The organism is Bradyrhizobium guangxiense, from assembly GCF_004114915.1.
Lineage (GTDB): Bacteria > Pseudomonadota > Alphaproteobacteria > Rhizobiales > Xanthobacteraceae > Bradyrhizobium > Bradyrhizobium guangxiense.
The window spans coordinates 2,468,628-2,482,137 of the sequence record NZ_CP022219.1 but is presented as its reverse complement, the minus strand read 5'-3'; the positions used below and the strand labels follow the sequence as shown (position 1 = coordinate 2,482,137).

At 63.9% G+C, this 13,510-nt stretch carries 13 protein-coding genes; 2 read left to right on the top strand and 11 right to left on the bottom strand.

All coding sequences use genetic code 11. From position 1 onward, the window contains the following. The first annotated feature begins 12 nt into the window (after positions 1-12). Both X268_RS11580 and X268_RS11575 read left to right on the top strand, forming a co-directional pair. Positions 13-1,257 (top strand): efflux RND transporter periplasmic adaptor subunit, encoded by a 1,245-nt coding sequence (locus tag X268_RS11580; RefSeq protein ID WP_128925077.1) that lies wholly within the window; start codon positions 13-15, stop codon positions 1,255-1,257. Between the two features lie 162 nt (positions 1,258-1,419). Next, positions 1,420-4,623 carry an efflux RND transporter permease subunit gene (locus X268_RS11575; RefSeq protein WP_128925076.1) on the top strand — a complete coding sequence of 1,068 codons (3,204 nt, stop codon included), beginning with the start codon at positions 1,420-1,422 and terminating at the stop codon, positions 4,621-4,623. An 8-nt stretch (positions 4,624-4,631) separates the two neighbouring features. Here X268_RS11575 and X268_RS11570 read toward each other — a convergent pair whose 3' ends face one another. The 11 genes from X268_RS11570 to X268_RS11515 form a co-directional block, all read right to left on the bottom strand. Then, positions 4,632-5,360 carry a sulfite exporter TauE/SafE family protein gene (locus X268_RS11570; protein ID WP_128925075.1) on the bottom strand — a complete coding sequence of 243 codons (729 nt, stop codon included), beginning with the start codon at positions 5,358-5,360 and terminating at the stop codon, positions 4,632-4,634. A gap of 186 nt (positions 5,361-5,546) precedes the next feature. After that, positions 5,547-5,783 (bottom strand): hypothetical protein, encoded by a 237-nt coding sequence (locus X268_RS11560; RefSeq protein WP_245477856.1) that lies wholly within the window; start codon positions 5,781-5,783, stop codon positions 5,547-5,549. Positions 5,784-6,026: 243 nt separating this feature from the next. After that, positions 6,027-7,145, bottom strand: coding sequence for a helix-turn-helix transcriptional regulator (locus X268_RS11555; RefSeq protein WP_128925072.1), 1,119 nt, complete (start codon positions 7,143-7,145; stop codon positions 6,027-6,029). A gap of 188 nt (positions 7,146-7,333) precedes the next feature. Then, complete coding sequence (locus X268_RS11550) at positions 7,334-7,582, bottom strand: DUF6894 family protein (protein WP_128925071.1); 249 nt, start codon at positions 7,580-7,582, stop codon at positions 7,334-7,336. Between the two features lie 118 nt (positions 7,583-7,700). Further along, positions 7,701-8,666 (bottom strand): helix-turn-helix transcriptional regulator, encoded by a 966-nt coding sequence (locus X268_RS11545; protein ID WP_208764461.1) that lies wholly within the window; start codon positions 8,664-8,666, stop codon positions 7,701-7,703. Between the two features lie 231 nt (positions 8,667-8,897). Beyond that, complete coding sequence (locus X268_RS11540) at positions 8,898-10,049, bottom strand: helix-turn-helix transcriptional regulator (protein ID WP_128925069.1); 1,152 nt, start codon at positions 10,047-10,049, stop codon at positions 8,898-8,900. 304 nt (positions 10,050-10,353) lie between these two features. Further along, positions 10,354-10,851: a hypothetical protein gene (locus tag X268_RS11535; protein WP_128925068.1), complete on the bottom strand. Its 498-nt coding sequence runs from the start codon at positions 10,849-10,851 to the stop codon at positions 10,354-10,356. A gap of 87 nt (positions 10,852-10,938) precedes the next feature. Beyond that, complete coding sequence (locus X268_RS11530; RefSeq protein ID WP_128925067.1) at positions 10,939-11,385, bottom strand: MaoC family dehydratase; 447 nt, start codon at positions 11,383-11,385, stop codon at positions 10,939-10,941. Positions 11,386-11,835: 450 nt separating this feature from the next. Next, the gene (locus tag X268_RS11525; RefSeq protein ID WP_128925066.1) at positions 11,836-12,258 is read right to left on the bottom strand and encodes a hypothetical protein; all 423 of its coding nucleotides are present in this window, start codon (positions 12,256-12,258) and stop codon (positions 11,836-11,838) included. A 12-nt stretch (positions 12,259-12,270) separates the two neighbouring features. After that, entirely contained in the window at positions 12,271-12,492 is a 222-nt protein-coding gene (locus X268_RS11520) for a hypothetical protein (RefSeq protein WP_128925065.1), read from the bottom strand. Positions 12,493-12,605: 113 nt separating this feature from the next. Continuing rightward, positions 12,606-13,424 (bottom strand): lytic murein transglycosylase, encoded by an 819-nt coding sequence (locus X268_RS11515; protein WP_128925064.1) that lies wholly within the window; start codon positions 13,422-13,424, stop codon positions 12,606-12,608. Positions 13,425-13,510 lie beyond the last annotated feature (86 nt).

Sequence of the window (13,510 nt, the reverse complement as noted above, 5' to 3'; positions counted from 1 at the left end):
TGGAGCGCGCAAATGCCCCCCTCCCAAAACCCCTCCCGCACCGGCCGTCTCCGCCGCCTCCTGAGTGGCGTCGCCGTCGTAGGCGCCCTTGCCGTGGCCGGCTCGATCGCCACGGGCCGCTACTTTCATGCGGCGCAGGCGACCGCACCGGCGGCCGCGGCTGAACAGGCTGTTTCCGTCACCGTCGCGATGATTGAGCCCCGGCAGACCGTGCTGTGGGACGATTTCTCCGGCAGGCTCGAGGCCATCAACCGCGTCGAGCTCCGCCCGCGCGTCGCGGGTGCGATCCTGTCGACGAACTTCACCGAAGGCGCGCTGGTGAAGGCTGGCGACGTCCTGTTCAAGATCGACCCGGCGCCATACGCGGCCGAGGTCGACAAGGCCAACGCCCAGCTCGAGGCGGCGAAGGCTCGCGTGGTGTTCACCACCAGCGAGGTCGAACGCGGCGCCCAGCTCGTCGGCAACGCGGTCGTCACCCGGCGTGACTACGACCAGCGCGAGAACGCCAACCGCGAAGCGATCGCCAATGTGAAGGCGGCCGAAGCGACGCTCCAGACCGCCAAGCTCAATCTCGACTATACCGAGGTGCGTGCGCCCGTGGATGGCCGGGTCGGCAAGATCGAGGTCACCGTCGGCAATCTCGTCGCCGCCGGCACCGCCTCCCCGGTGCTGACCTCGCTGGTCTCGGTCAACCCGATCTATGCGTCGTTCGATGCGGACGAGGAGGTCGTGCTGCACGCGCTGAATTCCATTGCGGATGGCTCCGGCCAGCGTGGCAAGCTCGACCAGATCCCTGTGGAGATGACGACGTCGGGCGGTCTCTCGGCGAAAGGCCACATCCAGCTCATCGACAACCAGGTCAACGGCCAAAGCGGCACGATCCGTGTCCGCGCGGTGTTCCAGAACGAGGACGGGCGCCTGATCCCCGGCCAGTTCGCCCGCGTGCGCATGGGTCAGCCGAAGCAGCAGACGCTGGTCATGATCGACGAGCGCGCGATCGGCACCGACCAGGACAAGAAGTTCGTGATGGCGGTCGGCGACGACAGCCGCGCGGTCTACCGCCCGATCACGCTCGGCGGCGCAGTGGATGGATTGCGCGTCGTGACCGCGGGCCTGAAGTCCGGCGACCGCATCGTCGTCAACGGCTTGCAGCGCGTGCGTCCGGGCGCGCTGCTCAAGACCGAAGTCGCGGAGATGGGGGCGCGGGGGCCGCAGCAGGCATCGAACCACAGCAATCAGGACGTGGTGCAACGCTGAACCTTCGTCATTCCGGGTCTCGCGCAGCGAGAACCCGGAATCTCGAAGTTAAGAAACTCCGATGACTTCACCTCGGGATTCCGGGTTCGCGCGTGGTACGCCCGCCCCGGAATGACGGGGAAGCGATCGGAGAACCGCAAGATATTGCCCAGGGGCAAGGCCATGAATCTCTCGAAATTTTTCATCGATCGTCCGATTTTCGCCGGCGTTCTCTCCGTCCTGATCTTCCTTGCCGGCCTGATCTCGCTGTTCGCGATGCCGATCTCGGAATATCCCGACGTCGTGCCGCCGTCGGTCGTGGTGCGCGCTACCTATCCGGGCGCCAATCCCAAGGTGATTGCGGAAACGGTGGCGACGCCGATCGAGGAGCAGATCAACGGCGTCGAGAACATGCTGTACATGTCGAGCCAGGCGACGACGGATGGCGCGATGACGCTGACGGTGACGTTCCGCCTCGGCACCGACCCCGACAAGGCGACGCAGCTGGTGCAGAACCGGGTGCAGCAGGCCGAGCCGCGCCTGCCGGCCGTGGTGCGCCAGCTCGGCATCATCACCAAGAAATCCTCGCCCGACCTCACCATGGTGGTGCACCTGCTGTCGCCCAACGGCCGCTACGACATGACGTATTTGCGCAATTACGCGGTGCTCAACGTCAAGGACCGCCTGGCGCGGATCGACGGCGTCGGTGACGTCCAGCTCTATGGCGCCGGCGACTATTCGATGCGGGTCTGGGTCGATCCGCAGAAGACCGCCGAGCACGGCCTGACCGCGAGCGATATCGTCAGGGCGATCCAGGCGCAGAACGTCGAGGCCGCCGCCGGCGTGGTCGGCTCCTCCCCCAACGTCAAGGGCATCGATCTCCAGCTCTCCGTCAACGCCGAAGGCCGGCTCCCGAACGAGGATCAGTTCGGCGACATCGTGGTCAAGACCGGCACGCGCGGCGAAGTCGTGCGCTTGCGCGACCTCGCACGCATCGAGCTTGGCGCCTCCGAATACGGCCTGCGCTCGCTGCTCGACAACAAGCAGGCGGTGGCGATCCCGATCTTCCAGGCGCCCGGCTCCAACGCGCTGCAGATCTCCGACAACGTCCGCGCCACCATGGCCGAGATCAAGAAGAACATGCCCGAGGGCGTGTCCTACCAGATCGTCTACGATCCCACCCAGTTCGTGCGCTCCTCGATCGAGGCGGTGATCCATACGCTGTTGGAAGCGATCGCGTTGGTGGTACTGGTCGTGATCCTGTTCCTGCAGACCTGGCGCGCCTCGATCATCCCCCTGCTCGCGGTGCCGGTGTCGATCGTCGGCACGTTCGCGGTGATGCACGTGTTCGGCTTCTCCATCAACGCGCTCAGCCTGTTCGGCCTCGTGCTCGCGATCGGCATCGTCGTCGACGATGCCATCGTCGTGGTCGAGAACGTCGAGCGCAATATCGAGGCTGGCCTGTCACCGCGCGATGCCACCTATCAGGCGATGCGCGAGGTCTCGGGCCCGATCATCGCGATCGCCATGGTGCTGATCGCGGTGTTCGTGCCGCTCGCCTTCATCTCCGGCCTCACCGGGCAGTTCTACAAGCAGTTCGCGCTGACGATCGCGATCTCGACCGTGATCTCCGCGGTCAATTCGCTGACGCTGTCGCCGGCGCTGTCGGCGCTGCTGCTCAAGGGCCACAACGAGCCGAAGGACCGGCTGACCCTCGTCATGGAAAAAGGCCTCGGCTGGTTCTTCCGCGGCTTCAACAGGGCTTTCACCCGCTCCTCCGAGAACTACAGCAGCACTGTCAGCAAGGTGATTTCGGGCAAGGCCGCCGTGATGGGCCTCTACGTACTGCTGGTCGGCCTCACCGCCTTCCTTTTCCAGCAGGTGCCGAGCGGCTTCGTCCCGGGCCAGGACAAGCAATATCTCGTCGGCTTCGCGCGCCTGCCCGACGGCGCCACGCTCGACCGCACCGAAGAGGTGATCCGCAAGATGAGCGACATCGCGCTAACCCAGCCCGGCGTCGAAAGCTCGGTGGCCTTCCCGGGCCTGTCGATCTCCGGCTTCACCAACTCGTCCAATGCCGGCATCGTGTTCTCGACGCTGAAACCCTTCGACGAACGCAAGGATGCGGCCCTGAGCGGGAACGCAATTGCGGCCGAGCTGAACAAGAAATATGCCGGCATCCAGGAAGCCTTCATCGCCATGTTCCCGCCGCCGCCGGTCAACGGCCTCGGCACCATCGGCGGCTTCAAGCTGCAGATCGAGGATCGCGCCGGTCTCGGCTATGACGCGCTGAACGAAGCGACCAAAGCGTTCATGGCGGCGATGCAGAAGGCGCCGGAGATCGCCGGCGTGTTCTCGAGCTTCCAGGTCAACGTGCCGCAGCTATTCGCCGACATCGACCGCACCAAGGCGCTCCAGCTCGGCGTGCCCGTGACCGAAGTGTTCAACACGCTGCAGATCTATCTGGGCTCCTACTACGTCAACGACTTCAACAAGTTCGGGCGCACCTATTCGGTCCGGGTCCAGGCCGATGCGCCGTTCCGCGCGCGGGCCGACGACATCAGGCAGCTGAAGGTGCGTTCGTCCTCGGGCGACATGGTGCCGTTGTCGGCGCTGCTCAAGATCCGCCAGAGCGCGGGGCCGGAGCGCGCGATCCGCTACAACGGATTCCTGTCCTCCGACATCAATGCGGCGGCCGCGCCCGGCTTCTCATCGGGCCAGGCGCAGGAAGCCGCGACGCGAATTGCGGCCGAAGTGCTGCCGCCCGGCTTCGCCTTCGAATGGACCGATCTGACCTATCAGGAGTTCATCGCCGGCAATTCCGGCATCTGGGTGTTCCCGCTGGCGATCCTGCTGGTGTTCCTGGTGCTCGCCGCGCTCTACGAGAGCCTGACGCTGCCGCTCTCGATCATCATGATCGTGCCGATGGGCCTGCTCGCTGCGATGTTCGGCGTCTGGATCTCCAAGGGCGACAACAACGTCTTCACCCAGATCGGCCTGATCGTTCTCGTGGGACTCTCGGCCAAAAACGCGATCCTGATCGTCGAATTCGCGCGCGAGCTCGAATTCGCGGGAAGGACGCCGATCCGGGCCGCGATCGAGGCGAGTCGCTTGAGGCTCCGCCCGATCCTGATGACCTCGATGGCATTCATCATGGGCGTGCTGCCGCTCGTGCTATCCACCGGCGCGGGCTCGGAGATGCGGCGAGCCATGGGCGTTGCCGTGTTCTCCGGCATGATCGGCGTCACCGTGTTCGGCCTGTTCCTGACGCCGGTGTTCTATGTGCTGCTCAGAACCATCACCGGTAACAAGCCGCTGGTGCATCACGGCAGCGACACCAGCGCCGCGCCGGTTCAGGGGCTTCATCACGAAGGCGCTGGTCATTAAAGCAGGTGTTAGATCAGGGAAATCCCTGAGATCAGCAACAGAACGAGCACGGTCTTGCGAAAGACCGTCTCGTTGACGCGGTGGAACGCGATCACGCCGAGTGCGGACCCCGCGAACAAAGCCGGCAGGCTGATCGCGAGGTCGACAAAGACCTTTGACGACAAGTCCTGGTGTCCGACCAGCAGCGCGATGGCGAACAGTTGCATGGCGGCAATGAAGGGCTGCACCAGACCGCGCTGCTCGCTCTTGGGCATGCCGCGCATGTCGCACCAGATCGTGGGGACGGCGCCCGGCATCGCCGTCAACCCGCCGACCAGCCCGCCTCCGAACCCGATCAGCGCGACCCAATGCCGGCCGACGGCCTCACCGGCCGTGACCAGCGTCGGCCGCAGCAGCATGTAGGCCGCATAGAGCGCGACGACGATGCCGAACGCACGCCGGAGCAAATGCGTGTCCGTGCTCTGCAGCAGCGACACGGCGATTGGAACGCCGATCAATCCGCCGACGATCAGCAGCAGGCTGCCCTCCCAGCGGATGCTGCTTCGGAGCGCCCACAGATTGGTCGCTTGCACGCCGATGCTGCACGCCATCATCAGCGGCACGGCTTCGAGAGGTTGAAATACGCGCAGCAGGATTGCACCTGCGACGGCCGAAAATGCGAAGCCGGACAGTCCCGAAACGAAGGCCCCGGCGAATACGGCAACACTCAGCAGAATCAGAGTCGTGACATCAGGCACGGACCGTCCTCCGGTCAATCGGTGGGAATCTGCGGACCATCTGCATCCGGGGCCGCGGGGCAGACGGCTGCCTCGTGCGGAAGCGAAATGTGCATCGCGCGGGCGTGAGATCGTTCCAGGATTACGAGTCCGGCCAGTTGAAGAGCGACCAGCGCCGCGGTCAGGGCGATCGCGACGACGTTGAAATTACGTGCGCTCGAAAGCCGGCTGACCGGCGGTGCGCTCGCGCGCATCAGTTCCGTAGGCATGTCCTGGAATATCCTCTTCCCTGGCGACCGAAATGACTTCGTTCAAAGGCAATGTATCGTCCGGCCGAGCCAGCAAATGCCGATAGCGCTGCAATGCGCGCCGCGCCTCGATCTTGCGCTGCTCGCGAAACACAGCGCCGACGCGAGCCACGATGTCGCGGAACTTGTCGGCCATAACGAACGGCGTCCTCGGCATAACGACCTCCTCTCAACCTCTGCGAGAGAATGATAGGATTCACTCCGGTTTGCTGTGAGTTGCTTCACAAAGTCGTCGAACAAGAAATCGTGTGGCTCATCTCTAAGAGAGAACGAAAACAATCGCGTCATTCGATCGAATGACGCGCGATAACTTTCCAATGATGTTGCTGTTTGAGCCCGGCCGCGAACTGCGGCCATGGCTCTCCGACGCCAATGCGCGTCAGTGCATCAGCGGATTGACAAAGCCCGCCGCAAGCTTGACGAGATCGGCCTGACGGGACACGCCGGTCTTGGCAAAGACACGATGCAGATGCGTCTTCACCGTCGTCTCGGCGATTCCCAGCGCAGCAGCAGTCTCCGGCACGCCGCCGACCTCGACGATCGACTGGAGCACCCGCAGTTCCGCGGGCGTCAAGTCGAAGGTGCGGTCGATCAGGCCGGCAAAAGAGCGACTGTCGAGTTCCGCTTTCCAGACCAGCAAGGCCCCGACGGCCGACGTTCGCTCCGTCGCACCATCGCGCAGCAGCGACGGCAGCGCGATCACGTGAGCGACGTAGTACGATCCGTCATGCGACGTCAGAGAGATCTTCCGACCCTCCGCCGCCGCCACGGCGACCTCTCCCGGATCACAGAAGATGCTGCGCAGGGCGCGATTGGCCTCGGAGGATCTCGTCACCAGCCGGCCCGCGATGGAGCGCAGCACATCGTCGGCGGCCAGGATCGTCTCCGCGGCCGGATTGCTGTGGACGATCTGGCAGGTCGAATCGAGCAGGACGACGCCGGCATTCAGGCGGTCCACCACGTCGGCCAGCGCGCTCGCGCGTTGCTGCTTCCGCTCGATCGCGCGGTTGATCATCAGCGCCCGGCTCGCATGCGGGACCAGGGACTGCATGCGCGCGCGTTGCTCGGCGTCGAGCATCTCCCTGCCCGGAATGACGGTCATCAGCATCGGACGCGAGGATTTCGACTGCTCCAGCACGACGTTGGCGACGTCGACGCACCCCTGCGGACGCAGCCATTCCTGATAGAAGCGCCCGCTGCGGTACTCGTCGAAATTCACGAGGTCCGGAATGTTGCGCACCTCGCCATACCGCGGAAGCCGTGCGAGCGGATCGTACCGGGAGTAGGTCTCGGAATAGAGCCGGATGTAGTGCGGATCGACGCCGCAATAGTAATGAGTCGCCCCGGATTTGCTGACCGTGTCCTTTGAAATCAGGCCGCAGGCCCGGCTGCCGATAAATGCATTGAGCATGACGACGACCTCACCCCACAACTCAGGGTCGAGTCCCGCGTCATAGATGCTCTCGATCAGCTCGGAATGTCCTGGAGGTCGGGGCATCACAAGACCCAATGGTGTCTGACCCTAAGATGTTGTGGAATGTTCTTCATGCCTGCCGGCCTCTGTGAGTCCATCGGGGGAGCAAAAGGTTCAACTCCGACAGCGATTGACCAACGCCGAGGTAGAGTTGGCGGTCGACTCCGACTTGGACGGAAATGCCCGCGCTTCAGCCGAAAGCAACTCTGCACTCACGGCTGGTCCCAGCCCTGCCTCTCGGCGCAGTCCGACCAGACCGGAGCGCGATAGATCTCGTTCCCGCCGGCGTCCCTGACGCGGATCCAGGCGTCGCGATCGCGCAGATCATCGCGCCAGACGAACAGGTGCCTCGCCATCTCGTCGGCAACGACGAACGTCGCCCCCGCATGCTCGAAGATCATTCCGCCCGGGTCGATCTTCACGATATTGCCGACCAGCAGGTCGAAAAAGAAACGGCGCATTCAATCCTCCGGCTGCCGATGCCGCACGCAACGATGTGGGCGCGTTTCCGCGACCAGGAATGATGGCGGCTCCCTGCCTGCTGATCGGAATCGCAGATGGCTGAATTCAGCGCCGCCACTACAGCGCCCCGCCGCTCCTGACATCGCTCGGCGTCGCGTTGTAGGTGCGCCGGAAGCAGCGGTTGAAATATGAGAGGTCGCCGAATCCGACGTCGTAGGCGATCGAGCTCACCGTCCGCTCGGCGTGCCCGGGTTCCCGCAGCATGCGATGTGCGCGCTTGACGCGCTGCTCGATCAGGAAGGAGGAGAACGTCTTGCCGTCGGCCTCGAACAGGCGCTGGAGATAGCGCGGCGTCACGCCGAGCTCGTGCGCAACCGTTGCCACCGACAGGTCCTGCCGCCAGCAATTGTTGGCAATGGCGACCTTCGCCTTCTGGAGCCGCGCCGCCTTGATGCCCCGCCGTCCCGCCAGCTCTCGCGTCTCGCTGGTGGCACCGAGCACCACCGCCAGCAGATCGTGCAGATGGGCGACGCCAAGTTGGCGCAACGCGGGCGCCGCGAATGCCGTCTCACGCAGCATCGCGCTCGCGTAATCGACGAGCAGCCGAAGCCCCGCCGCGCTCTCCGGCAGAATGCGCATGACGGCATCGTCGACATCCACGATCATCGGCGCCAGCACGCGCCTCGGCACACGCAGCGAGAAGCAGCTGCCCAGCGAGAGCCGCTCGAATGTCGTGACATCCGCCGCGCTTGTCAGGACCGCCTCCCCTGCATGGAGGCCGAGGTCGTGCCCCCGCTCGGATATCCCGAGAACGCCGGACCTGTTCACGATCAAGGCGAGACTATCGTCGCCATCGGCCACCAGCTGCTTGGTACGAATGACCCGCGCTCCGCACAATCCCCCGACCAACAGCTGGGCTTCCGGCAGGACGTGGGATGTGAAGCTCGCCGCGGCCGGCCTTCCCTCCCTGGCCTCGACCTCGGCCTTCAGCACCCCGCGACAGTAAAACTCGCGGATCAGCGGAACGCGCTCGCTTTCGGGAATTTCGTTCGTTGAAACATTGAGAACGGAAAAATCAACCATGCTGCTCACTGCAATCTCTCCAACCCACGAGCAGTCCGGCCATACGCATCGTTTCCTCACACGTGCGCTCGAGGTCGTCGCGGCATGTCCGTGCGAGCTGCTCTTCTTTTCCGAAGCGCGATATACGAAAGTCTGAAATGACTCGCGTCCTACGTTCGGATGACCCGCATGATCGGTCCATCACAATGGATTGAGAGCGCGGCACGTAACATCGAGGCATGTGGAAACGAACTATATCGCCCCGTCATCGCCATTCGTGCGGCGCGCGAACGGCACGGCAAAGCCGGCGGCGATCTTCACGAGATCGGCCTGCCTGCCGGCGCCCGTCTTCTCAAACAAGCGGCCAAGATGCGTCTTCACCGTCGTCTCGGCGACGCCGAGCTTTGCAGCGATGTCGGGAACCCCGCCGGTCTCTATGATTGCCATTAGCACGCGCAATTCGGACGGCGTCAGCCTGAAGGCCGCGGCAATCGCATCGGCAGCAAGCAATGGCAGCATGGAAGCTCTTTGAACGAAGAGCATCGTGGCTGCAGTGTCGCGCGGCAGGCTGCGGTCCCGCTTCAGCGGAAAGGCATGAAGCAGATAATGCTGCCCATCGGCCGACGTCGCAAGCTCGATCCGGCGACGAGCGGTGGAACCTGTGGCTGCATCGATTTCGCAGAGGCTGCGGAATATTTTGTCGGTCTGGGTGTTGCGGGCCACGATCCGGTCGCCAACCATCGCGAGGAGATTGGCATCGGCGAACAACTGGCGACATGCGGCGTTGGCATGGACGACACGGCCGTCGGCGTCGAGCAGGCAGATCGCCGTGTTCAATCCGTCGAGGACGTCGGCAAGGTCCTCTACCGTGTGGGAGCGGGCCCGGATCTGCCGGCCCATGATCTGCGACCGCTGGATGTGCGGGGCGAGCAACAGCATGCGCTCGCGCATCGCGGCGTCGACGGTGCCGCGCGAATGATGGCGCAACACCTGCAGGATCGTGGTGCGGGTGACCGTCCTCTCCAGCGCGACCGTCGCAAGGTCGATCGCGCCTTGGGGTTCCAGCCATTCGCGATAGAAGCTGGTCTGCAGAAACTCCGCATGAGGCATGATGTCGGTCACACCGATCGTCTGGTCGGGCGCAAGCGTGAGGTGACGATCGAGCAGAGGGTCGAGCTCAACATACCGGTCGCGATAAAGCTGACGGAAGCGAGCATCGGTTCCAAAATGCTGGTGGATCTCGAGCGAAAGCCGCGCCGAATCCCTGGACAGGATCATCGCGGCACACCCGCCGACGAAGTGCGAAACCTGCTCCAATGCCCCGCTGCGCAACGCGGGATCGACCGCCGCATCGTAGATCTCGCCGACGAGGGACGAGAACCGATTTGCTTGGTGGATCGTCATCGGGCGGACGCCGCAATCTGCCTGTCGCCTGCGCGAGATAGAGAACTCGCAATCCGGGGACGGATGGAGAAGCCGGGCCGGCCAATTGCCGCCTTCGACGAGGAAATAACCTTGCAGCCAGATGCTGGAATATCGAACATCGTCCTTGCGTAACGTCAACCGCAGGGTGCGGCTTGGACGGGTTCGCCAAAGACTAGGATAAATGCGAACAGCGCTCGGACTGTGTGCGATGAGTCACGCGTCTGCTCACTGCCGCCCGCTGCACGGCCGCCGTCCTGTCGTCTTCACGGCCGGCATCAGCAACCTATTTCCGGTTCTCCTCGCAGAACTTCAATGCCGCGAGCGCTTCGCCGGCGCGCGGTATCTGCATCTCGATACTGTCGTCGTCATCGTCCTCGAAATCGAGCGTGAGGCGCTTGGCCTTTGCCAGTCGGTCCATCATCGACTGGTCGTACTCGAAGATGCCGCGCACGGTGGTCTTGTCCATGACCTCCCACTTCGACCGCTTCATGATGTCCGCATCGTCCGTGCCGACATCGGCGCGGAGGATCTCGCCGACTCTCTCCCATTCCCAGCCGTCGTAGATCATCACGATCACGATCGCCTTTTCGGAATAGGTGATCACGATGACGTAGTCGCGGTTCTCGTCAGCCCTGTCCTTGTAGCCACGGCTCGCGTTGCAATGCGTATCCTGCGCCCGCTTCTCGATGGTCCAGTCACCGACCATGGATTGTTGCGCAAGCGCCGGCCCGGCGCTCAAGGTACCTGCAATCAGCAAGACGGCGAGACGGAATCGTTTCATGCCAGCCTCCAGCGCGGTCCCCAGCAAAGATGATCACCTCTGCGGAAGAGCCGCAAGGGCCCAGGACATGGCACGGCGAACGGGGCCCTACCCGCGCCGTGGCACGATCGCGATCGGGGTGAAGGTGTAAACCTCCTCGCCGTTCTGGTTGAACATCGTCCACTTCACCAGCGCGATGCCCTGCGGCTTCGACTTGGACGGCGTCAGGCTCATGACTTCCCCGACCAGGTGCAGACGGTCATTGGGCCGCACCGGCATCATCCAACGCAGCCCGTCGACGCCAGCCCCGATCAGTGGATGCGGCCCAAACGGGCGGGTCTGGATCGCAAGGTTCATGGCGATCGCAGCGGTGTGCCATCCGGAGGCAGCAAGCCCCTTGAACAGCGTCGCCTTGGCGGCCTCGTGGTCGAGATGCATCGGCTGCGGATCGAACTCGGCGGCGAAGCGCTTGATGTCGGCTTCAGTGACCACGACCACGGGGGATTTGAACCGCATTCCAATGCTGAGATCGTCGAACCACTCGACCTGCGCCATGATTTTGCCTCGCAATGTGATTGATCGCCGCGCCGGAAGGCGCTCAGCTGAAGACATTAATTAAAGCGGGATGTAGCGGCTTTGCAGCGCACAAGCAAAGCCCCGGTTCCCCGCGAAACCCCATTCCCAATGCGACGAAACACGCCTGAAACAGATGGCCGTCTAAATGGTTGTCAAAACAAGTACAGGGACGGCCACCATGCAATTCCTCCTCGACCTAATCTACGAATATTCCTGCTGTCAGAACCTCGTCGCCCAGCCGCTAGGGAAGGACGAGACATGATCGAGCTGATCTCGGGTCTGCTGGCCCTTTGCAGCATCGGCGTCTTCGCGGCGCACGCTGTGGATGCCTATCGCACCACGCACTTCTAACAGGCATCATCGCCGCCCTGCCGCACCCCTCCCTGAGGCAGCCGTGCACATCGAGCGCGCGTCTGCGGCCTCTCGTTGCTAGAACGGCCGGCGATAGAAATGCTCCGAATGTGTTGCCGGCGGAAAGCGGTTGGCAAGCGCCAGCGCCCCCTTCTCGTCCGTCTCGAGCGCGATCTTCTGCGCCAGCATCACGTCGCCCGGCACCAGAAAGCCGGACGGGACGAAGCACCAGCCCATGGTGGCGTGCCCGGCTTCGTCGATCTCGTGGACATTGGCGGCGGTGCCGTAATGAATGCGGTAGGTCTTGCCGGTATCACCGCCGACCACGTCGAAATACCGGTGCTGCTCGAACTGCGCGAGCTGCGCCGGTGACAACCATTCGGCCAGCAGCCGGCGGCCACGGGCATCCGGCGTGTTCTCGCCGAAGAACCGCCGATAGAGTTCACGCAGCGCATGCAGACGCGCACGCGCGGGCGCGCGGAGCCAAACTGCCGCGATCATGTGCAGCTCAGATCAACCGCCGACCAGGCGGGGATAGAACAGCGTTTCCTGCGCGGTCGGGTCGAACGATCTGATACGGGTGACTTCGCCAGGTCCGCTGCGAAGGGCAGCGGTGAAGCCGGCCCCGGTCAGCTCCCGAAAGCGTCGCTCGGCCCGCGCGAGCGCTTCGGCATTGCCGGGATCAAACTCGTGGCGCGTATCGCCCGTCTGGTCCATCACGATCTGGGTAGCCATGTTGAGTCTCCTCATGCCCAGCCCTGAACTTGATCAAAGCAAACCTCGTGCCGTCTGTTCCAGATGGCAACAACTTTCTCGCGCCGGCGCATCACACATCGCTGAGCAGCAGCTCAGCGCGAGGCCGCCGCGCCTCCGCCCTCGTCGATCTGCCGGCCCATCAACGCGATCGCCTTTTGATAGACGCCGGCGGCATTCCAGGCTTCGATCGCAGCGAAATTCGGCTCACCCGGCTGGTATCCGGCTCCCGCACGCCAGCCATGGGCCTTGAGGAAATTCGCCGTCGAGTTCAGTGCATTGGCCGCAACCTCGAGATTGCCAGTGCCGTAGGCCAGGATGTTCTTGGGCATGAACTGGGTCTGGCCGACCTCACCATGCATGGAGCCGCGAGTCGCCCCCGATAGCGTGCCGCGGTCGATCAGCTTCAGGGCGGCATAGAGCTGATCGGTGAAGAATTCGGGACGGCGGCAGTCATAGGCAAGGGTTGCGATCGACGACAGCATGTTCTGGTTGCCGCGCTGGCTGCCGAAACCCGTCTCCATGCCCCAGATGGCAATCAGAGGTCCGGGCGGAACGCCATAGCGCTGCTGGATGGAGGCGAACAAGGCTGCTTGCGACTGCTTGAGCTGTCGCCCCTTGGCGACGATGGTGGTGGCACCGCGCTTGGCAAGGAACTGGTCGAGCGTCAGCGAGAAGCTGCGCTGGCCGCGGTCGGCCGCAATGGTAGCACTGGCGTAATTGGTCTGCATCAAGGCCGCGAGCGCGGTCTGGCCGATGCCCTTGCCCTGCGCCTCCGCGCTGAACTCGCGCTTCCAGGCCTCGAACCCCGCCGGCGAGCTGCCGCATTGCGCCGCCTCGGCCGAGGGCGCCAAAGAGAGAAGCAGCGCTGTGGCGCCGATCATGGCCGTCGCAACGGTCCTGCCCTTGGTCATTCCTCGTTCCTCTCTCCTCAACTACGCGACCGGCTCGCGCAAGCGCATGATCCTACGTCGGCTTTGATCGCTCAAGCCCCGCGCGA

Excerpts from the sequence above, each read along its gene's own strand:
- X268_RS11580 (WP_128925077.1), top strand. The coding sequence starts at position 13 with ATGCCCCCCTCCCAAAACCCCTCCCGCACCGGCCGTCTCCGCCGCCTC.
- X268_RS11575 (WP_128925076.1), top strand. The coding sequence starts at position 1,420 with ATGAATCTCTCGAAATTTTTCATCGATCGTCCGATTTTCGCCGGCGTT.
- X268_RS11560 (WP_245477856.1), bottom strand. The coding sequence starts at position 5,783 with ATGGCCGACAAGTTCCGCGACATCGTGGCTCGCGTCGGCGCTGTGTTT.
- X268_RS11555 (WP_128925072.1), bottom strand. The coding sequence starts at position 7,145 with ATGCCCCGACCTCCAGGACATTCCGAGCTGATCGAGAGCATCTATGAC.
- X268_RS11550 (WP_128925071.1), bottom strand. The coding sequence starts at position 7,582 with ATGCGCCGTTTCTTTTTCGACCTGCTGGTCGGCAATATCGTGAAGATC.
- X268_RS11545 (WP_208764461.1), bottom strand. The coding sequence starts at position 8,666 with ATGGTTGATTTTTCCGTTCTCAATGTTTCAACGAACGAAATTCCCGAA.
- X268_RS11540 (WP_128925069.1), bottom strand. The coding sequence starts at position 10,049 with ATGACGATCCACCAAGCAAATCGGTTCTCGTCCCTCGTCGGCGAGATC.
- X268_RS11535 (WP_128925068.1), bottom strand. The coding sequence starts at position 10,851 with ATGAAACGATTCCGTCTCGCCGTCTTGCTGATTGCAGGTACCTTGAGC.
- X268_RS11530 (WP_128925067.1), bottom strand. The coding sequence starts at position 11,385 with ATGGCGCAGGTCGAGTGGTTCGACGATCTCAGCATTGGAATGCGGTTC.
- X268_RS11525 (WP_128925066.1), bottom strand. The coding sequence starts at position 12,258 with ATGATCGCGGCAGTTTGGCTCCGCGCGCCCGCGCGTGCGCGTCTGCAT.
- X268_RS11520 (WP_128925065.1), bottom strand. The coding sequence starts at position 12,492 with ATGGCTACCCAGATCGTGATGGACCAGACGGGCGATACGCGCCACGAG.
- X268_RS11515 (WP_128925064.1), bottom strand. The coding sequence starts at position 13,424 with ATGACCAAGGGCAGGACCGTTGCGACGGCCATGATCGGCGCCACAGCG.